This window comes from Pseudomonas citri (assembly GCF_025336485.1).
GTDB classification, from domain to species: domain Bacteria; phylum Pseudomonadota; class Gammaproteobacteria; order Pseudomonadales; family Pseudomonadaceae; genus Aquipseudomonas; species Aquipseudomonas citri.
Genome location: NZ_JAODAB010000015.1, coordinates 1 through 21323, shown reverse-complemented (window position 1 = coordinate 21323; position 21323 = coordinate 1). Strand labels below are relative to the sequence as shown.

16 protein-coding genes are annotated in these 21323 nt (G+C 62.5%); 5 read left to right on the top strand and 11 right to left on the bottom strand.

Features of this window, described 5'->3' with window-relative positions:
• The first annotated feature begins 45 nt into the window (after positions 1–45).
• On the top strand, positions 46–1491 hold the full coding sequence (locus tag N4Q37_RS17065; protein ID WP_260959766.1) for a SulP family inorganic anion transporter: 1446 nt from the start codon (positions 46–48) through the stop codon (positions 1489–1491).
• Positions 1492–1544: 53 nt separating this feature from the next.
• Here N4Q37_RS17065 and N4Q37_RS17060 read toward each other — a convergent pair whose 3' ends face one another.
• Together N4Q37_RS17060 and N4Q37_RS17055 are read right to left on the bottom strand one after the other, a co-directional pair.
• Positions 1545–2456: a LysR family transcriptional regulator gene (locus N4Q37_RS17060; protein ID WP_260959764.1), complete on the bottom strand. Its 912-nt coding sequence runs from the start codon at positions 2454–2456 to the stop codon at positions 1545–1547.
• 58 nt (positions 2457–2514) lie between these two features.
• Positions 2515–3105 (bottom strand): NAD(P)H-dependent oxidoreductase, encoded by a 591-nt coding sequence (locus tag N4Q37_RS17055; protein ID WP_260959762.1) that lies wholly within the window; start codon positions 3103–3105, stop codon positions 2515–2517.
• Positions 3106–3303: 198 nt separating this feature from the next.
• Here N4Q37_RS17055 and N4Q37_RS17050 point away from each other — a divergent pair, with 198 nt between their 5' ends.
• Positions 3304–3618 (top strand): putative quinol monooxygenase, encoded by a 315-nt coding sequence (locus N4Q37_RS17050; RefSeq protein ID WP_260959760.1) that lies wholly within the window; start codon positions 3304–3306, stop codon positions 3616–3618.
• Here N4Q37_RS17050 and N4Q37_RS17045 read toward each other — a convergent pair.
• Positions 3608–4372, bottom strand: a complete 765-nt coding sequence (locus tag N4Q37_RS17045) for a sulfite exporter TauE/SafE family protein (RefSeq protein WP_260959751.1) — start codon at positions 4370–4372, stop codon at positions 3608–3610. The two genes, N4Q37_RS17050 and N4Q37_RS17045, sit on opposite strands and share 11 nt — an antisense overlap.
• Positions 4373–4475: 103 nt before the next feature.
• Here N4Q37_RS17045 and N4Q37_RS17040 point away from each other — a divergent pair, with 103 nt between their 5' ends.
• Together N4Q37_RS17040 and N4Q37_RS17035 are read left to right on the top strand one after the other, a co-directional pair.
• Positions 4476–5372, top strand: a complete 897-nt coding sequence (locus N4Q37_RS17040) for a LysR substrate-binding domain-containing protein (protein ID WP_260959748.1) — start codon at positions 4476–4478, stop codon at positions 5370–5372.
• A gap of 81 nt (positions 5373–5453) precedes the next feature.
• Positions 5454–5798 (top strand): cupin domain-containing protein, encoded by a 345-nt coding sequence (locus N4Q37_RS17035; protein WP_260959746.1) that lies wholly within the window; start codon positions 5454–5456, stop codon positions 5796–5798.
• Positions 5799–5932: 134 nt separating this feature from the next.
• Here the strand turns inward: N4Q37_RS17035 and mmsB are convergent, their stop codons facing one another.
• Complete coding sequence (gene mmsB / locus N4Q37_RS17030; RefSeq protein ID WP_260959744.1) at positions 5933–6820, bottom strand: 3-hydroxyisobutyrate dehydrogenase; 888 nt, start codon at positions 6818–6820, stop codon at positions 5933–5935.
• Between the two features lie 10 nt (positions 6821–6830).
• Positions 6831–8357, bottom strand: a complete 1527-nt coding sequence (locus N4Q37_RS17025) for a CoA-acylating methylmalonate-semialdehyde dehydrogenase (protein WP_260959742.1) — start codon at positions 8355–8357, stop codon at positions 6831–6833.
• Positions 8358–8495: 138 nt separating this feature from the next.
• On the opposite strand from N4Q37_RS17025, the gene N4Q37_RS17020 reads away from it, so the two are divergent.
• Entirely contained in the window at positions 8496–9443 is a 948-nt protein-coding gene (locus tag N4Q37_RS17020; RefSeq protein WP_260960492.1) for a LysR family transcriptional regulator, read from the top strand.
• Here N4Q37_RS17020 and N4Q37_RS17015 read toward each other — a convergent pair.
• From N4Q37_RS17015 to recC, 6 genes are all read right to left on the bottom strand, one after another.
• Positions 9440–9943, bottom strand: coding sequence for an OmpA family protein (locus tag N4Q37_RS17015; protein ID WP_390897938.1), 504 nt, complete (start codon positions 9941–9943; stop codon positions 9440–9442). The two genes, N4Q37_RS17020 and N4Q37_RS17015, sit on opposite strands and share 4 nt — an antisense overlap.
• Before the next feature lie 3 nt (positions 9944–9946).
• The gene (locus N4Q37_RS17010; protein WP_260959731.1) at positions 9947–11215 is read right to left on the bottom strand and encodes a diguanylate cyclase domain-containing protein; all 1269 of its coding nucleotides are present in this window, start codon (positions 11213–11215) and stop codon (positions 9947–9949) included.
• Entirely contained in the window at positions 11212–11787 is a 576-nt protein-coding gene (locus N4Q37_RS17005) for a YfiR family protein (protein ID WP_260959723.1), read from the bottom strand. The genes N4Q37_RS17010 and N4Q37_RS17005 overlap by 4 nt, the downstream gene beginning before the upstream one ends.
• Before the next feature lie 139 nt (positions 11788–11926).
• Positions 11927–14023, bottom strand: coding sequence for an exodeoxyribonuclease V subunit alpha (recD, locus tag N4Q37_RS17000; protein WP_260959721.1), 2097 nt, complete (start codon positions 14021–14023; stop codon positions 11927–11929).
• Positions 14020–17706 (bottom strand): exodeoxyribonuclease V subunit beta, encoded by a 3687-nt coding sequence (gene recB / locus N4Q37_RS16995; protein WP_260959717.1) that lies wholly within the window; start codon positions 17704–17706, stop codon positions 14020–14022. The genes recD and recB overlap by 4 nt, the downstream gene beginning before the upstream one ends.
• On the bottom strand, positions 17703–21152 hold the full coding sequence (gene recC, locus N4Q37_RS16990; RefSeq protein WP_260959704.1) for an exodeoxyribonuclease V subunit gamma: 3450 nt from the start codon (positions 21150–21152) through the stop codon (positions 17703–17705). The genes recB and recC overlap by 4 nt, the downstream gene beginning before the upstream one ends.
• Between the last annotated feature and the right edge of the window lie 171 nt (positions 21153–21323).

Genomic DNA, 21323 nt, shown 5'->3' with positions numbered 1-21323 from the left:
GCCCCCCGGCAGCCGGTTTTCATCGGCTGCCCATTCAGGTAAACCATGAAACCAGCACGTCTGCGCGCCGACATTCTCGCCGGCCTCACCACCTCTTTCGCGTTGCTCCCCGAATGCATCGCCTTCGCCCTGGTGGCCCACCTCAATCCACTGATGGGGCTGTACGGGGCGTTTATCCTCTGTACGCTGACCGCGCTGTTCGGTGGTCGACCGGGCATGATCTCAGGGGCCGCGGGATCGATGGCAGTGGTGATTGTCGCGCTGGTGGTGCAGCACGGCGTGCAGTACCTGTTGGCGACCGTGCTGCTGAGCGGGTTGATCATGATCGCGTTCGGGTTGTTGCGCCTGGGCAAGCTGGTACGCATGGTGCCGCACCCGGTGATGCTCGGTTTCGTCAATGGCCTGGCCATCGTCATTGCCTTGGCCCAACTGGAGCATTTCAAGCGAGGCGCGGCCTGGCTGAGCGGTGAGCCGTTGTACCTGATGGCCGGCCTCGTGGCGCTGACCATGGCCATCGTCTACCTGCTGCCACGCCTGACCCGCAGCGTGCCGCCGGCCCTGGTGGCGGTCCTCGGTGTTGGCCTGGCGGTCTACCTGCTCGACCTGCCCACCCGCACGCTCGGCGACATGGCGCACATCGCCGGTGGCTTGCCGGCCTTCGCCTTACCCGGCGTCCCCTGGAACCTGGCCACCCTGGAGGTGGTGTTGCCCTACGCGGTGGTGATGGCCATGGTCGGCTTGCTCGAAACCCTGCTGACCCTGAACCTGACCGATGAAATCACCGCCAGCCGCGGCTTCACCAACCGTGAATGCGTGGCCTTGGGCGCGGCGAACATCGCCTCGGGACTGCTTGGCGGCATGGGCGGTTGCGCCATGATCGGCCAGACAGTGATCAACCTCAGTTCCGGTGGACGTGGCCGGCTGTCCGGCGTGGTGGCCGGGGTGATGGTATTGCTGTTCGTGCTGTTTCTCTCGCCCCTGATCGAACGTATTCCGCTGGCCGCGCTGGTGGGGGTGATGTTCGTGGTGGCCCAGCAGACATTTGCCTGGGCCTCGCTGCGGGTCATCAACAAGGTGCCGCTCAACGATGTGCTGGTGATCATCGCCGTGACCCTCATCACCGTGTTCACCGACCTGGCCGTCGCGGTGTTGTGCGGGATTATCATCGCAGCGCTCAACTTCGCCTGGCAGCATGCCCGGGAGCTGTACGCCGACACGCACCTGGAAGCCGACGGCAGCAAGCTCTATCGCCTGCACGGCACGCTGTTCTTCGCCTCGACGATGCGGTTCCTGCACCAGTTCGACCCGGCCAACGACCCTTCGCAGGTCACCCTCGACTGCCGCCACCTGAACTTCGTCGACTACTCGGCCATCGCCGCACTGATGACCCTGCGCGAACGCTACGGCAAGGCCGGCAAGCATCTGCGGATATTTCACCTGAGTGAACGCTGCAAGCAAATGCTCAAGCGCGCGGGCGTGCAACACGACTGAAGAACGCCACAAAAACCTGTGGGAGCTGAGCGGGCTCCACAGGCTTTCGGGAGTCAGTCGTAGATCTTTCGCGAGGCGTAGCCGGCGAGTTTGTCCTGGATGAAGTCCAGGAAGCACTGGATCCGCAAGGCCAGTTGCGAATTGCGGTAGTACACCGCGTTGATCGGCTGGCGGTACCCGCTGTTGGCATCGGCCAGCAGCACCTTCAGCCGACCGGCCAGGATGTCTTCGCGACTCATGAAGTCCGACAGACAGGCAATGCCCTGCCCTTGCAACGCCAGGTGGCGCACGGTTTCGCCGCTGGAAGCGCTGATGGCGGGTTGGATCGGCCAGCGATCACCGTGCGCGTGACGTAGCGGCCACTGGTTGAGCCCGTCGTTCAGGGCGAACCCCAGCAGCGCATGGCTCGCCAGTTCGGCGACGCTCGCGGGTGTACCGTGTCGCTCCAGATAGGCCGGGCTGGCCAGGATGTGCAACGGGCTACAGCCCAGCGAGCGGGCATGCAGGGTCGAGTCCGTGAGGGTGCCGATGCGAATGGCGACGTCGGTGCTTTGCTCCAGCAAGTCGATGATCAGGTCGTTGCTGTTGAGCTCCAGTTGGATCTGCGGGTAGAGCCTGCGGAACTCTTCGATGTGCGGGACGATGGCATGCAGGATGAACGGTGCGGCGGCGTTGATCCGCAGCCGCCCCGCCGGATTCTTCTGGCGGGATGACAAGCGCTCTTCCAACGCGTCCATCTGGTCGAGGATGCCTTTGGCATGTTCGAAGAAGTACTTGCCCTCCTCGGTCAGGCCCATGCGCCGCGTGGTGCGGTTGATCAGCGTGGTGTCGAGCTTGGCCTCCAGGCGCGACAACGTGCGACTGACCGCCGACGGCGTCTGTCCAACTTGCTCGGCGGCGGCAGAGATCGATCCGCACTCGATCACGCAGACGAAAATCTGTAATTCGTCGGATCTGGCTTTCACAGGCATCCTCTCGTGGAACGCATGAGTGCATTCAGGTAACCCCCCGATGGTAGCCGGATTACCGTGAAAGACCGAACACCTCGATCAAATGCTGCTCATACCGCGCCACATCGCCTTCGATGTTCGGGCGCTTCATCACGTCCACGCACAGGAAAGTCGGCAGGCCGGTCATGCCAAGGAACTGGTTGGCCTTGTGGAATGGGAAGTACACCGCGTCCACGCCCTTGGCCTCGAAGAAGTCGGTCGGATCGTCGAAGGCTTGCTGCGGGGCGTTCCAGGTCAGGGACAACATGTACTGCTTGCCCTGGATCAGTCCGCCGCTGCCGTACTTCTGCGAGGCATCGGAGCGGGTGCGGCCATCACTGGCATAGAGGCTGCCGTGGCCTTCGGTGAAGACTTCGTCGATGTATTTCTTCACGGTCCACGGCGCACCCATCCACCAGCCGGGCATCTGGTAAATGATCACGTCAGCCCAGAGAAACTTGGCGACTTCTTCCTTGATGTCGTAGCTGCCATCGATGAAGGTGGTCTGTACGTCAAAACCACCGCGGTCCAGCACGCTGAGCGCCGTATCGTGGAGGGTGGCGTTGTAGCGGCCGTCGGAGTGGGCGAATTGTTTACCGCCATTGAGCAACAGGACTTTTTTCATGAGTGCCTCATCGGGTTCCACGACGCGAGCCATGGAGGGGCGTCGATTGGATAGGTTGAAAAACGATGGCGGCAGAGTAGCGATGAGGCGCAGGCGGAATAAGCCACGCAACAGCAAAACTGATTTGATACAAACGCACGAATCAATAGTCGATTATTGCAATAGAATTCGGCTGACTTTTAATCAGGAAGCCATCCGATGAGCGAACAACACGGTTTCATCCTCCACGCCAAGACCCGTCCGGAAAAAGCCGAAGCCTTCGAAGCGTTGTTTCGCCCCTACGTCGAGCCAAGCCGCGCCGAGCCCGGCTGCATCGAATACCACATGCTGCGCGACCAGCAGGACCCGACACTGTTTATCTTCTATGAGGTCTGGGCCTCCCAGGCGCACCTGGATGTGCATTCGAATCTGCCGCACATGAAGCAATTCCTGGAGCAGCGCATGGATTACCTGGAACGCGACTTCGACATCCGCCGCATCGAAATGCTCAGCCCCTCCTCGGCTAGCCGCTGACCAGCAAATGGGCGCCAAGCGCGCCGAGGCCGATGAAGAACACGCGCTTGAACAACACGGCGCTGATGCGCTGGCGCAGCCATTGCCCCAGCCACATCCCCAGCAGCGCGGGTGCCAGCGCCAGCAACGAGGCGCTCAACTCACCGCCCCCCAAGGCGCCGCGCCACAGCAGGCCGGCGGCCAGGGCTAACGTTGAGACGGTGAACGACAGCCCCAGGGCCTGCACCAGTTCATCCTTGCTCAAGCCCAGCGCTTGCAGATACGGCACCGCCGGAATGACGAAAACACCGGTGGCGGAGGTGATAAGGCCGGTGAGCAGCCCACAGAACGGAGCGAGCCAGCGTTCGACAGCGCAACCGACCCTCAACGTGGGCAGCAACAGCCCGCTCAGTGCATACAGCGCTAGCGCCCCGCCCAAGGCTCGCACCACCCACGCCCCGCCCGCCATGCCGATCCACAGCGTTCCAAGTCCGGTGCCGAGGAAAATCGCCAGCAACAGCGGCCACAGACGCCGAATCAAGGCATGCAGATGACCGCCGAAGGCCAATTGCCAGACATTGGTCAGGGTCGCTGGAATGATGAGTAGCGCCGCAGCCTGCGGCGGTGCCATAGCCAGCCCGAGCAAGCCCATGGCGATCGTTGGCAGGCCGAGGCCGATCACTCCCTTGATGGTACCGGCCAGCAGGAAGGTGCCGATGACCAACAGGGAAAGCACCAGGCCGAGGTTCTGATAGAAAGCGATGAGAGTGTCCATGGGGCCATGGTGCGCCCCGGGCCTTGGCTTGAAAATCTGCCATATACTGAGGCTGCCTCTCTTTACTCAAGAGGCTGGAGAATTCATTGGCACAGGATCCCCTATGCACTTCGACCTCATCGACCTGCGCCTCTACCTGAACATCCTCGACACCGGCAACATCACGGCCGGCGCCGGGCGTAGCCATTTATCCCTGGCGGCGGGCAGCGCGCGGGTTCGCGCCATGGAGGCGTCCCTGGGCACCGCGTTGCTTGAACGCGGTCGACGGGGCGTAACCCCGACACCCGCCGGCCAGGCCCTGGCGCAACATGCCCGGGTGCTGCTGCAACAGGTCGAACGCCTGCAACAGGACCTGGCCGAATACGCCCGGGGCGTCAAAGGCCAGGTGCGATTGCTGTGCAACACCAGCGCCCTGACCGAGTATCTGCCCGAACGGCTGGCCGATTTCCTCAAGGCCCATCCCAACCTCGACATCGACCTGCAGGAGTTGCCCAGCTCACGGATCACCCATGCGTTGCGCCAGGGCGCGGCAGACTTGGGTATCGTTTCCGACGCCGTCGACACCGAAGGCTTGCAGACCCGGCCCTTTTGCGACGATCCGTTGATCTTGATCCTACCGTCCGGACATCCTTTGACTGACGGTCGGACGGTGACTTTCAGCGACACCCTCAACCATGACTACGTCGGCCTGAACACTGCCAGTGCCCTGGCGATTCACTTGGAGGAACAGGCCCTGCACATTGGCTTGCGCATGCATGTCCGCATTCGCGCCGAGGGTTTCGACGGGGTGATTCGCATGGTCGCCCACGGTGCCGGCCTCGCCATCGTGCCGAAGGCCGCCATCGACCGGCGCCCGCCCGAGCCGTCCTATCAATGCATTACGTTGCAAGAGGCCTGGGCGCAACGGGCCTTGCGGCTCTGTGCCCGGGACTTCGATGGTTTGCCCGCCTACGCCAGGACACTGGCTGTGCACCTGGAAAACGGCAGCGTTTCTGGATAACCCGGTGTCGAACCCAGACATCTACCCGCTCAGGCTGCGCGTTAGGGTGCCCGTTCTCTTCCGCCCTCTTTCGGAGTTCACATGACTGCACCAATTACCGTCCTGCGCGACACCCATCCGCTGCCCGTGCTCGACGCCTGCAAATGGGAAAAACTCGAAGGCGACCCGCACACCGTCAACCTCAACGCCTACACCAGCGAAGACGGCAACAAGATCATGGGCACCTGGATCTGCACGCCGGGCAAGTGGTATGTGGAATACGTGAAGTGGGAATACTGCCACTTCCAGGAAGGCTACTGCATCATCACCCCGGAAGGCATGGCGCCGATCCACCTGAAGGCCGGTGACATCTTTGTGATCGAGCCAGGCATGAAGGGCACCTGGGAAGTGGTCGAGACCGTGCGCAAATATTTCGTCTTTGCCTGAAACAAAAAACCGAGAGACCACCCGACATGGTCTCTCGGAAAACAACCTTCTGAAATGCAGCGCCCTGTGGCATGGGAGGTATTTGAGGGAGCAAGGCTTGCCCCCACAGATAAACTCCCTCGACCTCCCAGGCCTTATTGCGGCTTGCGATAGCTGTTAACGATCGCCGAAAAATCCTTGCCGCCCTCGCCGCGCTGGCTCATGGCTTGATACAACTGCTGCGCCACCGCCCCCAGCACCACCGGCTGATGGGCCTGTCGGGCCGCTTCAGTAGCCAGCCCCAGGTCCTTGAGCATCAGGTCTGCTCCAAAACCACCGGTGTAGCCGCGGGATGCCGGCGCCGTTTCGATCACGCCCGGCCACGGGTTGTAAGTATCGGAACTCCAGCAACGCCCGGTGGAACTGTTGATGATCCCGGCCAGCACCTGGGTGTCGATCCCCAAGGCATCGCCCAGGGCCATGGCCTCACTGACGCCCACCATGGAGATCCCCAGCAGCAAGTTGTTGCAGATCTTGGCGATCTGCCCGGTGCCGACCTCACCGCAATGGACGATGTTACGGCCCATCTGCGCCAGTACCGGTTGCAAGGTGGCGAACAACTCAGCCGTGGCGCCGACCATGAAGGTCAACGTGCCCGCCGCCGCACCGCCGGTGCCGCCCGAGACCGGCGCATCGGCCATCGCCACCCCTTGCTTCGCAGCGGCAGCCGCCACGTCGCGGGCAGTCTGCGGGTCGATGGTGCTGCAATCCACAGCCGGTGTACCAGCGGCGATGCCGGCCAGTACACCGTCTTCACCCAGCCAGACGCTGCGTACGTGGGCGGCGGCGGGCAGCATGGTGATCACCAGCGCGGCGCCTTGGGCGGCATCGCGAGGCGAGGTGCTGATGGTGCCGCCCAGCGCAGCCAGCTCGGCCAATACCGTCTGGTTCAGGTCGAACAGGTTCAGCGAATGGCCGGCCTTGAGCAGATTACGGGCCATGGGCGCGCCCATGTTGCCCAGGCCGATGAATGCGATGTTCATGTCCGGCTCCTTAACGCAGGTTGATCGTGGTGTTCACACCGTCATTGACACTGTCATCGTCGAACCAGCGTGCGGTGACGGTCTTGGTCTGAGTGTAGAACTGCACCACTTGTTTGCCGTACGGGCCGAGGTCGCCGAGTTTCGAACCACGGGAACCGGTGAAGCTGAAGAACGGCACCGGCACCGGAATCGGGATGTTGATGCCCACCTGGCCGACGTCGATCTCGCTCTGGAATTTACGCGCCGCTGCGCCGCTCTGGGTGAACAGGCCCGTGCCATTACCGAACGGGTTGGCGTTGACCAGGGCAATCGCCTGGTCCAGGGTGTCGACTTCCAGCACCACCAGCACCGGGCCGAAGATTTCTTCGGTGTAGATGCGCATGTCGGTGGTCACGCCGGAAAACAGGGTCGGGCCGACGAAATTGCCTTGCTCGAAGCCCGGCACGCTGATGCCACGGCCATCGAGCTCCAGCTTCGCGCCTTGTTGCACGCCGCTTTCGATCAACTCAAGGATCCGCGCCTTGGCCCGCTTGGAGATCACCGGGCCAACGTCCGTGCCTGGCTCGCTGCCGGCATTGACCTTGAGCTTCTGCGCCAGGGCCTTGAGCTCCGGCAGCCACTGCTTGGCCGCACCCACCATCACCACCACCGAAGTGGCCATGCAGCGCTGGCCCGCCGCGCCGAAACCGGCGCCGACCAAGGCATTGAGGGTCTGTTCGCGGTTGGCATCGGGCAATACCACCGCGTGGTTCTTCGCGCCCATCATCGATTGCACGCGTTTGCCATAGCGACCGGCCAGGTCATACACATGGGTCCCGACCGCCGTCGAACCGACGAACGACACGGCCTTGATGTCCTTGTGGGTGCACAGCGCATCCACCACGTCCTTGCCGCCGTGCACCACGTTGAGCACGCCCGCCGGCACACCGGCCTCGATGGCCAGTTCCACCAGCAGCATGGTCGACAACGGGTCTTGTTCCGACGGTTTGAGCACGAAAGTGTTGCCGCAGGCGATGGCCATCGGGAACATCCACAGCGGGATCATCGCCGGGAAGTTGAACGGCGTGATGCCGGCGCACACCCCGATCGGCTGGCGCAGCGTGTAGGTGTCGACGCCCCCGGCGACGTTCTCGGCGAACTCACCCATTTTCAGGGTGCCGATGGAACAGGCGTGCTCGACCACTTCCAGACCACGGAAAATATCGCCCTCGGCGTCCGCGAGGGTCTTGCCCTGTTCGGCGCTGAGCACCACGGCAATGCGCTTGGAGTGTTCGCGAATCAGCGCCTGAAGCTTGAGCATGATGCGCATCCGCGCGCCGATCGGCGTCAGCTTCCAGGTCTGGAAGGCACGCTGGGCGGCGGCGATGGCCGCGTCGACTTCCGCAGCGGTGGCAAACGGCACCTTGGCCAGCACTTGCTGGGTCGCCGGGTTGACGATGTCGTGCCATTCGCTGGATTGGGATTGAACCCACTCGCCATCGATCAACAGTTTGACGGTTTGCAGGGCGGTGTCGCTGGGCGTAACGGAAACGTTCATGCGGGCCTCCGGGATTGTTCTTATAGAGAGCGCTGCTTCAGCGGTGACCAAGGTGCACTGGCACCGTGGTGATAAGACGGTTTTTGGAGTATAGACGTGCAAACTTCTAATAAGAACGCACATAAAAACCGGTCCATCATGCAAAAAAACATCACCTCCCTGGGGTCGCTGAACTGGGACGACCTCAAGTTCTTCCTCGAAGTGGCCCGTACCCGCAAGGCCAGCACCGCGGCCAAGCGCCTGGCTGTCGACTACACCACGGTGTCGCGACGCATCAGCTCGCTGGAAGCGTCGTTAGGCACGCTGCTGTTCGAAAAATCCCGGACCAACGGTTTTGTCCTGACCGCCGAAGGCCAGCGCCTGCTGGGGTACGCCGAATCGATCGAAAGCACGTTGCACATGGCTTGCGAACAGGTTTCCGGTTCAGGCGTCGCCCTGTCCGGCCACGTGCGCATGGGCTGCACCGAAGGCTTCGGCAGCTTCTTCATCACCCCGCAACTGAGCCACTTCGTCGACGCCTACCCGGCCATTTCGGTCGACATCCTGCCACTGCCGCACTTCATCAGCCTTTCCAAGCGCGAAGCCGACATAGTCATCGCCCTGGAACGCCCGGAACATGGCCCCTATGTGTGCTGCAAACTCTGCGACTACCGGTTGCAGCTCTACGCCACCCAGCAATACCTGGACACTCACCCACCCATCCAGCGCCCGGCCGACCTGGGAAATCATTCGTTCATCAGCTACGTGGACGACCTGGCGTTCAGTTCCGAATTGCTTTACCTGGCCAACGTGCTGCCCGGCGCCCACGCCCACCTGCGCAGCACCAGCGTGATCGCCCAATTCGTCGCCGCGCAGCAAGGCCGTTCCCTGGCGATCCTGCCGTGCTTCCTCGCCGCCCAGGATCCGCGCCTGTTACCGGTGCTGCCGGAAGAGATCAACATCACCCGGCAGTTCTGGATGTACTGCCGGGAGGATCTGCGCAAGCTCAAGCGGATCACGTTGTTGTGGGATTACATCCGCGACGTGACCGAACAGAACCGACCATTGCTGATGGGCGACAGCCGGGCGATGGTGTTTGCCGGTTAGTCGGCGATGACCACGATGGCGACACGACGGTTTTCGGTGCGGCCGCTGGCGGTGTCGTTGGAGGCGACCGGTATGCTGCTGCCGAGGCCGCGCAGCTGTACGTTCTCTTCGCGCATCCCGACACCGGTCAGCACCTGGCCCACGCTCTTGGCCCGACGTACCGACAGCTGTTCGTTATAGGCACGCGAGCCCGAGGCGTCGGTATGGCCATCGATGCGCACACGCTGGATGTCGGCCCCCAGCAACGCCTTGCCGATCCGTTCGACGATCTGGGTGCTGGCCGGGTTGAGCTGTTCCACGTCGCTGCCGAACAGCACCTTGCCCGACAGGCCAAAGGCCCAGCCATCGTCGGTCAATTCGAACCCTTGCTGCTTGAGTACCGCCACTTGCGCCGGCGTCAGGCCTTTGTGCGGTGCGGTCTGGCAACCGCTCAGCGCCAGGACGGTGATAAACAGAAACGCGGCGAACTGCCGCAAGGAAAATCGAGGGTAAGCACGCACGAGTCAGCTCCTGGTTTGAAGATCTGCGGCAGGGTGCTCCGACCCTGACGAGTGTTGACCGCCTCGGGTGAGGCGCTTGGCCTGGTACATCGCCGCATCGGCGGCGTGAAGCAAGGTGCCTGGTGTGGTGCCGTGATCCGGATAAACGGCAATGCCGATACTCAGGGAGGTCAGGACGCTGGCATTGCCGGGCAATTGAATCGGCATGTCCATGCTGGCGATGATTTTTTCGGCGATCCGTTCGGCATCCTCGGCCTCATGCAGGGGCGTCAGCAACACGGCGAATTCGTCGCCGCCCAGGCGCGCCACCAGGTCATCCTCGCGCAACTGGGCCTTTACCCGGGTCGCCACCGCCGTCAGTACCGCATCGCCGGCCGCGTGGCCGAAATTGTCGTTGATACCCTTGAACCGATCGCTGTCCAGGTACAGCACCGCCACCCGCTCGTCGAGCTTGCTGGCGTTGCGCAAGGCGCGGATCAACCGGCCTTCGAAGAACGCCCGGTTCGGCAGCCCGGTCAGGCTGTCGTGGCTGGCCTGGTGCGCCAGGGTCGCGTTCTCGCTTTGCAGATGGGTCTGCCAGGATTCCAGTTCATCGAGCAGTGCGTTGAAGTCATTGCCCAGGTTATCCAGCTCGGCAATGGCGGCCGGCGGAACGCGTCGGTCGAGGGCACGTTCGCTGCGCGCCGCGTGAGCGACTTCTGCCAGGCGTCGCAGCGGTCCGGTGATCGCACGTAACTGGCGCCGCGCCAGGTACAGCGCGACCCAGGCGCTCACCGCCGTGCATACGATAATGCCCGCCAGGCCGCTGAGCAGAAAGCGCAGCAGACTGCCGCCATGCCCCGCCAGGAAAATGCTGCCAACGGTGCGCCCTTGGTGAATGATCGGCAGGTGGATGGGCTTTTCCAGGAATGCCTTGGCAATATGCATCTCCAGCCCGGACAAGAAACCGGTCGTTGGCCGCTGCCAGCGGGCCAGCAGACGACCGTGCTCATTGAACACCTGGGCGTCGGCCACCTCTTCGGTCGTGGCGATCAAGGCCAGCGCTTCGGTGGCCGCCGCCGCGTCATCGAACACCACCGCCGCCTCGACGGTGTAGTTGATCGACCGGGCGATCAGGTGCAGGTTGTGGTCGGCATAGACCCTCAAGGCGAGCACGCCCAGCAGGGTCAGGGAAACGCTGGCCATGGTGATCGCCACCAAGGCGACGATCAGGTGACCGCGGCCGATGACCGAGCCCAGGGTGGGACGGGTCCGTGTTTTCGCCTGGGTCATGGTGCGGCGGTCCGACGACGGGAAAGCTGCAAGACACTGGGATGGATGCGCACACCGCTGCGCGCGACCGAATCGAGGTTGACCTCGAACGACACCTGTTCATCACCGACCCGCAGGCAGAACAGGCTACCCACGGTGCATGGGTCGCCTCCTTCGCTGATGCTCAGGACAGGCTTGCCGGCCAAGGAGGCAAACAGATGACTGCGCTCCTCGTCGGTCAGTTGACCGATGTAGACCGCATTGCACTGGGTAGCGATATCAGGGTTATCGGCCAGCAATCGCTGGACGCTCACCGGTCGACCGGTGGCCTGGGTCGTGCCCTTGACCAGATCGTCGGTGTATTGGGTCGGCCCGATGATGCACAGTTGCAACTGCGCAGGCTCCACGGGCCAGCGGGCATAGCTGAGAATGCCCAGCACGACCTGGGTAACCGCCTCGGCCCGCTGCTCGGCGCGAGTGACGGCAGCCGGGTCCTCGGCCACCACCATCGGCGACAGCAACCACACGAGACCGGCCAGCAGAAAATGCCTCCAGTCCTTGCCGCGCACGCTCCCCCGAACAGCCGCTGTCATGGAAAATCTCTGGTTACAAGATAGGTGACAGAACGATAACACAGTGTCAAAAAGCCAGCGAGACAGCCATCCAAGGACATTTCTGACAGAAAACAGTCACAATCATGCTCTACGGCGCGAAATCACTGATGTAAGTCGCTCAGTCATCGCGATCCAACTCCAGCATCAATCCGCTCAGGCGCTTGACCTTGCGCCGGACCGCCTCCTCGAACACGCCGTTCTTCGATTCGATCAGGCTGAACCACTGCTTGCCCCGGGTAATGGCGGTGTAGACCAATTCCTTGGTCAGCACGGGGTTCAGCGCATCCGGGAGAATCAAAGCCGTATGGGCGAACTCCGAGCCCTGGGATTTATGTACCGTCATGGCATATACGGTTTCTACATCGTTCAGGCGGCTGGGCAGCACGAACCGCACCCCGCCCTGGCCATCGTTGCGCGGAAAAGCCACCCGCAGGACCTGTTTGCCGGCATCCGGCCCATGACGCTCGGGTAACTTGAGGGCGATGCCAATGTCGCCGTTCATCAACCCCAACCCGTAGTCGTTACGGGTCATCAACACCGGTCGTCCTTCATACCACTGCTGATCGCTGTCGATCAACCGAGCCTTGAGCAGCGCGGCGGTGATCCGTTGATTCAGTCCTTCGACACCCCACGGGCCTTTGCGCACTGCGCAGAGCAACTGGAATTCGTCGAAGGCCGACAGCACGTCCCGGGCCCAATCGACCCAGCAACGGTCTTCCAATGGGCGGGAAATGGCCGGGCGGCGCTGTCGCAGCAGGCTCAGGTAATGCCGATAACCCTGGGGCCCTTCTGGCTTGCCGTCGAGTAACAGTTTTTCCAGTTTTGCGTCGTGTTCACTCGTCAGTTTCAAGGAAGACAAATCGGCATACTGCCCTTCCTCCAGCAACTGACGAGCCTTTTCGGGCTCCTGCTGATTGACCCGACGGGCCAGTTGACCGATGCCGCTGCCCTCGCCAAAACGCCGGGAATGCCTGAGCATGACCACTTGCTGTGCCAGGGGATGGGCACTGTCGAGGTCTTGCTGCAAGTCGCGGGTCGAAAGGTTTTCACCGCTGACCGACTCGAGCCAGGCACGGGTCTGCGGGCTGTACCACGCTTCCTCGGCATCCCGGCACAAATCTCCCAGCACCGCACCGGCCTCTACCGAGGCCAACTGGTCCTTGTCCCCGAGCAACACCAGGCGCGCATGGGTCGGCAGCGCATCCAGCAGATTGGCCATCATCTCCAGGTCGATCATCGACGCTTCGTCGACCACCAGCACATCGAGCGGCAACCGATTGCCCCGATGATGGCGAAAATGCCGGGTGCCGGGGCGGCTGCCCAACAAGCGATGAACCGTGGTCACCTCACAGGGAATTCGCTCGCGTACCGCGCCGTCCACGTCGAGGCCCCGCACCTGCTGGCTGATGGACTCGGTCAGGCGCGCAGCCGCCTTGCCCGTCGGAGCCGCCAGGCGAATCCGCAGCGGCTTGCCGGCCTCGACGGCAGGCGCCTGGAGCAATGCCAACAGGCGCACCACCGTGGTGGTCTTGCCGGTCCCCGGGCCGCCGGTGATGATGCTGAACGCCCCTCGTGTCGCCAGCGCACAGGCCAGTTTCTGCCAATCGATCGGCGCATTGGCCTTGCCGTTGGCAGGCCCGAACAGTGCGTCCAAGCGCTCGCGCAAGTCGCCAGGCGTGGCTTCGTGCTGGGCCAGCCGTTGACGCAACGCCTCGTCGATCCGTCGTTCATAGGCCCAGTAACGGCGCAGATAAAGGCGCTTGCCGGACAACACCAAAGGCCGTTGCCGGGCCTCTTCGCTGCCATCGACGGCCAGCGCCACCAGGCGGCTGCACGCCAATACCTTGCACCAATGGGCGCCGTCCAGCGTACGCAGCACCTGCGAGGGCAGCACGCCCGTCTGCACATCTCCTTCGGGAGGCAGCGACAGGGCGAAGTCCGGCTCCTTGAGGGTTTCGAACAAGTCCAGGCAAACATGCCCATGACCCAGTTGATGGCTGGTAAGGGCAGCGGCAAGCAGCACCAATGGGTCATCGTCGGGTGCCAGTTCATGGAGGAACGCGACGAATGCCTTGTCCAGGGCGCGCAACCAACCGCGCTCGACCCAGCGCGTCAGCAACAGCAGAAGATCATCTGCACGGCTCAAAGGCGCGAGGTCAGGCAATCCCTCATCATCGGATGAGCGCGGCAGCAGATCGGCAAAAGAACGGCTCATAGCAATTCTCCCTGTACCCAGGCCGGTTCGGGCTTGGGTTCGGGCACGCCCTGGAACAGACGATCCAACTGTTCGATCAATGTCCGTGGCGGCTTGGTGAAGTACACGCCCCGGCTGGCCGAACGGGTACCGCGCAGAAACAGATACAACGCGCCGCCCACGTGCCGGTCGTAGTCATAGTCGGGAAGCCGGGCCTTGAGCTGGCGATGCAGGGCCAGCAGGTACAGCACGTATTGCAGGTCGTAGCGATTGTCCAGGATCGACTGCTCCATGGCCTGCGGGGTGTACGCCAGGTCGTCGGGGCCCAGCCAGTTGGACTTGTAGTCAGCCACGTAAAAACGGCCTTCGTGCTCGAACGTCAAATCGATGAACCCCTTGAACATACCGTTGAGCATGACCGGCTCGGCCGCGACCCGGGCAACGCCAGCATGGGTGAACTGGCAGACCAGTTGGTCGAGCTTGAGCACGTCGACCCGAAGGCTGGCGAACCAGAACTCCATCTCCGCCTGGAATTGGCTCAGTTGTCCCAGTACCACCGGAACCTGATCGCTGCCCACGGGCAAGGGCAACCTGACCAGATGCTGCAACCAGTCGCTCAAGGTGGTGATCCAGCCTTTCCAACCCCGACGGTTGCAACGCCGGGCGATGGCATCCTCGATGTCCTCCGGCGAAGAGGAGAAACCCTCTCCGGCGACCCACTCCAGGAGCCCATGCAGAAACGTGCCAGGGTTAGGGCCACGGGGAAAACGGTGGATATCGCCGCCGGCAATGACTTCCCTCGGGGCATCCGGATCCAGCCGCTCATCGTCGAACAGCTTCTGCGCCTGCGGATTCTCCGGTGCGGCATCACTGCCTTCGCTCAGACGCTCGCCAATGCGCAACGCACTGTAGGACGCAATCCACCAGTTCTCACTGGCCTTTCGCAAGGGCACCAAGGGTTCGAGCAACACCGCTTCGTCGCGTGGGGGACGGTAATGCTCGTCGGTAGCCTCGGGCATTGGCCGGCAATCCACGACGGTGTTGCCGCGTTGCAGGTCATCCAGCCAGCGTCCCAGTTCCACCGATTCGGCCAGTGGCATGCCACCGCCCAACAGGTACCCCAGCGCGGACACGTGAAGAATCGAGCGGCTGTTGTTGCCCCGCTTGAGGTCCGCCACACCCAGCCAGCACGCATGTTGCGCGCGAGTAAGCGCCACGTAGAGCAGCCGCAGGTCCTCGGCCAGCCGCTCGTCATCGGCCTTGGCAATCAATTCGGCGGTGGGCTTGAGACTGATCTGCGCCCTGCCCGTCTCATCGTGGTAATGCAACGGCAAGCGACTGCCATCCACCGGTTTGGTCGCGCAGATGAACGGCAGGAAGACCAGCGGGTATTCAAGCCCCTTGGACTTGTGGATCGTGACCACCTTGACCAATTGCTCATCGCTTTCCAGACGCAGGATCTGTTCTTCGCCCGCCTGCCCGGACAAGGCCAGGTGCTCGGACAAATGCCGGATCAAGGCCTGCTCGCCATCCAGCTCCCCGGCCGCCTGCTGCAACAACTCGCACAGGTGCAGCAAGTTGGTCAGCACCCGCTCACCATCGCCGCGCGCCATCAGGGCCTGGGGCAACTCGAAATCATGCAGCAGGCGCCGCAACATCGGCAGCACCCCTTGGGTGCGCCAGACGGTGCGGTAACCACGGAATTGCATGACCCGCGCCTCCCAGGCCAGCTCATCCTGATTGAGACGTTCCAGTTCGCTCAGAGGCAGGTTCAAGGTGATGCTGGCGAGTGCCGCGCGCAGCGGGCGCTCGACATCCGGCTCGGCGCAAGCCCGCAGCCAGGTCAGCAAATCCCGCGCTTCCTGGGCAGCGAAGACCGAATCTTTATCAGAAAGATAAACACTGCGCACGCCCCGTACGGACAACTCGTCCCGCACGGCCTGGGCTTCTTTGCCATCGCGCACCAGAATGGCGATGTCCGCCGGTTGCAGCCCCCGGAGTGTTTGCGCGTCGACGACAAAGCCTGCGTGCCCGGCCTGTCCGGCGTTGAGCAACGCCGTGATTTCACTGGCGCACGCCGCCGCCATGGATTGTCGGTACACCGCCCCGGAGAGCGGCTGGTCCGACGGCAGGTGCCAGATGTTCAGTGCCGCAACGGCCTGTCCCGCGACGCACAACGACTCCTTGCGCCCCTGGGATTCAACCGGCAGGAACGGCACCGGGTTCTCGCCCGATGGTTCACGAAACAGGAAGGCCCCACGCCCGTTCGGGCGGGATTCGGCGTTCTGGAAAACCTGATTCACGGCCTCGACCATGGCATGGCTGGAGCGAAAGTTCGTCCCCAGCGTATGCAGCCGGCCACGGGTGGCTTCACGGGCCCGCAGGTAGGTGTAGATGTCGGCGCCGCGAAACGCGTAGATCGCCTGTTTCGGGTCACCGATCAGGAACAGTCCGGTCTCCGGATGGTTGTCTTCGATCCGGTAGATGCTCTCGAAGATCCGGTATTGAACCGGGTCGGTGTCCTGGAATTCATCGATCAATGCCACCGGAAACTGTTCACGGATCAGGCTCGCCAGGCGTTCTCCGCCGTCGGCCTGCAACGCCGCATCGAGACGCAGCAACATATCGTCGAAGCCCATCTCCGCGCGGCGACGCTTCTCGGCCTCGAAGCGCGCTCCGACCCATTGCGCGGCATGTTGCAACACGGCGGCATCCGGCGTGGGTAACGCCTCCAGGCTGGCCTTGAGGCTGGCCATGGCGTCCAACCCGGGATGGTCGGGCACTTCGCCTTTCCAGGCTTCGGCCATGCCCTCGGGCGTCAGTCGCGTGAACCCGGTGCCGATGTCCAGGAGTTCAAGGCTTTCATCCTCCACCCAGGCAGTGATTTTCTGGAACCACGGCTCGAAGTAGCGCGCCTGCATCTTGCGCCCATCGACAGACTTGCTGGCGACGCCTTGCTGGCAGATCTCAAGCAACTCCACAGCCCATTGTCGCCACGGTGCCTTGAGATCGAGCAAAGCGGCACTGCGCTCCTGCAGGGATGTTGCAATGAGTTCGGCGGGCTCGAGCCCTTCACTGTTGTCGTGCTCGCTGGAAAACAACCCCCTGACCCGTGGCAACAGCGCAGCAGGCCCGCCCCAGTGGGTACGCACCCAATTGAGCGCCTCGCCTTGCATCGAATAGCAGAACAACCGCCAGTAATCGCGCAACACCTCGCCGAGCAAATCGCTGTGATCGGTTTCCAGGGTCTGGGTAAACAGGCTGCCGCTGTCGAACGCGTGTTCGCGCAACATGCGCTGGCACCAGCTGTGGATGGTCGAGACGGCCGCCTCATCCATCCATTGCGCGGCGACGTCCAGGCGATTTGCGCAACCCGGCCATTGCGGTGCGTCGAACTCATCGCGCAACTGGGCGAGTAATGGATCCGGGGCGGGGATCTCGTCTCGAAAGAACCGCGCGGCTTCGGCAAGGCGCGTGCGGATACGCTCGCGCAATTCCTTGGTCGCGGCGTCGGTAAAGGTCACTACCAGAATTTGTGGCGGAAGCAGCTCACGACCGAACCCGGTTGCCGGACCGCCGTGTCCGAGCACCAGACGCAGGTAAAGTGCCGAGATGGTAAAGGTCTTGCCCGTACCGGCGCTGGCCTCGATCAACTGACTGCCCCGCAGCGGGAACGCCAGGGCCAAAGGTGCCTGCTGACTCATGGCCGCCCCTCCTGGATCGCCGAACGCCAGGGCGCTTCGAGCAGAGGCCGGTAAAGTGCGTCGCACCAATCGGGAAACGTTTCGTCGGCCATCAAGGCATCGAAATCGGCAAACTGTCGGGCCAGGGCCGGGCTTTCCCGTCGCTCGCCTTCCGAGTTCTGCCCATCGCCTTCATAGGTTTTTCGAGCAGCCGCTTCTGCCTTGTCCGGCTCACTCTGGCCGAGCCACGCGAAAGCCGTCTTTACCGCGACCGGTAGGGGTTGGCGCATGCCGGCCTGCCAGGCCTGCAACAGATCGCCAAGCAGCTTTCGCGCTGGCGCTTCATCAAAAGGTGCCAACAGCAAGCTGTCATCGCTGGCCACCAGTGCCGTCGTCAGCGACAGACCGCTGGCACAGGCGACCAGATGATTGACCCAGGGACGTATCAGGCGATGCCACTTGCGGGTTTTGGCGGAGCCAATGCTGTTGGGTATGGCGGTGATGGCCAGGAGCGTGCCATCGGCGCGTTGATGCAGGCCGCTCAACCACCCTTCGACACTCACGCCGTGCAATTGCAGGCCGACGGGCAACGCGCTGGTCAGCGGTGTCGGCCATGATGCCAGGAGCCCTTGGTAACGCTGGATCAAGTCTGGCAAGGGTTCGATCAACTCACGCTGCATGCACTCTCCAAAACCGGCCATCGGCAAAAGGCCGCTGTTCTGGAGCCTCTTGGCGTGGGCAGCCAGGGCAAAGTCTGGCTGGTCCAGGCGAACCAAGGCAGCTTCGAGCAAGCTGTCGCTCAGGCTGTAGCGTTGCAGGGCGTCGAGGACGAAGGGTTCGTCATCCGCCAGGGGGGCTTCGACCGTCTCGAAGAATACTTTCAGTCGCTGGCTGAAGAAATGTCGGACAGGGTGGCGCAGGAAATCCTGCAATTGTCCGAGACCAAGGGGCTCTTCCTGGATGTAAGGCTCCAGCACCAGAGGTTTTGCAGCTAAATCCTGGACGCCATGAAGCATTCGCCACTCGCGGGCATAGCTGAACAGCTCATCGCCCTGGTGAAAATAACGGGCACTGAACGGTTGCAGGGGATGCTCCTGGGTGAGCGCCTCGAGAAGACTTTCGCCATCTTCCATCAGCCGCCACCCACTGGCGAGGTGATCCCTCAGTTGACCGATCAATACCGATGCGGGGCGGTCACTGTTGTCGCGGATACTGCGACCGATCCAACTGATGTACAGCTTTTCCCGCGCCGAAAGCAGTGCCTCCAACAGCAAATAGCGGTCATCCTCACGTCGGGAACGGTCGCCAGGGCGATAGTCGCTGCCCATGAGATCGAAATCCAACGGAGGCTGGGCGCGCGGGTAGTCACCGTCATTCATTCCCAGCAGGCACACCAGCTTGAACGGAATCGCACGCATCGGCATCAAGGTGCAGAAATTGACCGCCCCGGCAAGAAAGCGCTGGGACAATCGACCTTGGTCCAGCCCGGCCAGCCAGGCTTCTCGCACCACCGTCAGCGGCAACTCATCGTGCAGGCCAACCGACTCACAAGTTTGCAACCAGGTTTCACGCAGGTCTTCGAGCTGGACCAGCAGATAGTCGTCATGCTCGCTGCTCGCCTGGAAAAACAGTTGCATCAGGTCGTGCAGGCGCGCACCCCATTGCTGCGCCGATGCCGGCCGGCTGAGCTCCTGATGAGCAACGTCCAGCGCATCCAGCAAAGCCACCAGGGGACCGATCAACGCCGCATCCAGGCCGCCAATTTCGTCATAGGGCTCGATGCCCTCATAGGCGTCCGACCGGCCGACGGCGTACCCCAGCAGCATGCGACGCAGGCCGAAACGCCAGCTGTTCTGCTCAAGCTCGGCAGGCAATCCCAGTCCGGCACGATGTTCAGCATTCATCCCCCAGCGAATGCCAGCGCCCTCTATCCAACGATGCAGCGTCGGCAAGTCGGCTTCATCGATGTCGAACCGTTCGCGCAGCGCCGGGACGTCCAGCAAATCCAGCACTTCGCTGACGGCAAAACGACTGTCCGGCAGCTTGAGCAGATGTTCCACGGCGATCAGCAGCGGGTCGCGGCCGCGTTGGCCCTGGTCGGTCAGGGTGAATGGGATGAAGCGGGGATCGGTTCTATCGAGCTGGCCGAACACGGCGCGGATATGCGGCGCATAGCTGTCGATGTCCGGGACCATGACAATGATGTCCCGGGGGCGCAGCGTCGGATCCGCACTGAAGTGGGCCAGCAACTGGTCGTGGAGAATCTCGACTTCGCGCTGGGCACTGTGGGCGACATGAAAGCGGATCGACCCGTCCCGCGCGGTATCGACGGCCGGCCAATGTTCGCGGGTTTCGTTGAGGGGACGCAGTTCCAGGATGTCATCCTGCAACTGGCCGAGAAGCGTCGTGGGCTGCCCGTCGCTGAACAGGTCGATTCGTCCCTCACGAAAAACCGAGCGATAACTCTTGGGGTCATCGTAACTGTCGAGCAGGTTGATGTAGTCGCGCCCTTGCTTGCCCCAGGCAGCCAATAGCGGATGGGCATGCTGGTGCAGGGTTTGCGGATCAAGAACCTGGGGCATGCCGGCCTTACGTGCCTGGCGCTTGTACTGATGACGCAGCAGATCCTTGTCGGCCACGATATCCGCCCAATGGTGACGACATGGATTATGGACACACAGCAGGACCTGGCTGAACCGTGAAAGACCGGCCAAGGCCTCCAGGGCTTGGGCCGGCAATGAAGAAATGCCGAAAACGATCACCCGTGCAGGCAGGCCTTTGGGCGCTACATCCAGACTGTTGATGCGCTCGATGTAGCGCTGGTGAACCCCCGCACGGCTTTGGGCCATGCCCTGTTCACCTACGTCCAGCAATAAGGCTCGCCACAATTCAGCCTGCCAACAATTGGCTGGCGCGAGCGGCTGGACATCACCTCGAACGGTTCTTGTCTGGTGTCGACCTTGCGCCCAGTCTTCAAGCCAGTCAGCCCGATACACCTGATATTGGTCGAACAGGTCTGCCAGGCGCTCGGACAGCTGGTAGCGCTTGCGCAAGTCGGTGTCGTGGATAAGGAAACGCCGTAGGGGCTCGAAGTGCGGCTGTTCGATCAACTGCGGCAGCAGACGCATCAGTCGCCACGTCAGCGGCGCCTTGTCGAGCAGGGACTTGGCCGGAATTTCATCGCGTCCAAGCACCGTTCGATAGAGCTGCCACATGAAACTACCCGGCAGTTGCACATCGATGGCAGCGGCAATACCGCAACCGCCCGTATCGTCATCTTCCGGGTCTTCGGCCAATGCCAGCTTGAGCCATTGGGCAATGCCGTTGCTTTGTACCAGCGCAATTTCATTTTCAAGAGGCGCCAGCGGATAACGCCGCATCAAGCTGATTACCAGACTGCGCAACTCATCCAGGCGGTTGCCGTGAACCACCATGAAAGCAGGGCTGAGGGACGTCGCGTCCGGCATAGAGGCATCCTTGAAAATGCAAAAAGCTAGGGCCGAACCTTAGCACTGTCGGGGGGCTGTGACAGCTTCACGCCGTCCGTGCTTGTCGTAAGAACTTTCCTGCGGGCAAAACAAAACCCCTACCTGCGTCAGCAGATAGGGGTTCCGGAATTTAATCTTGACGATGACCTA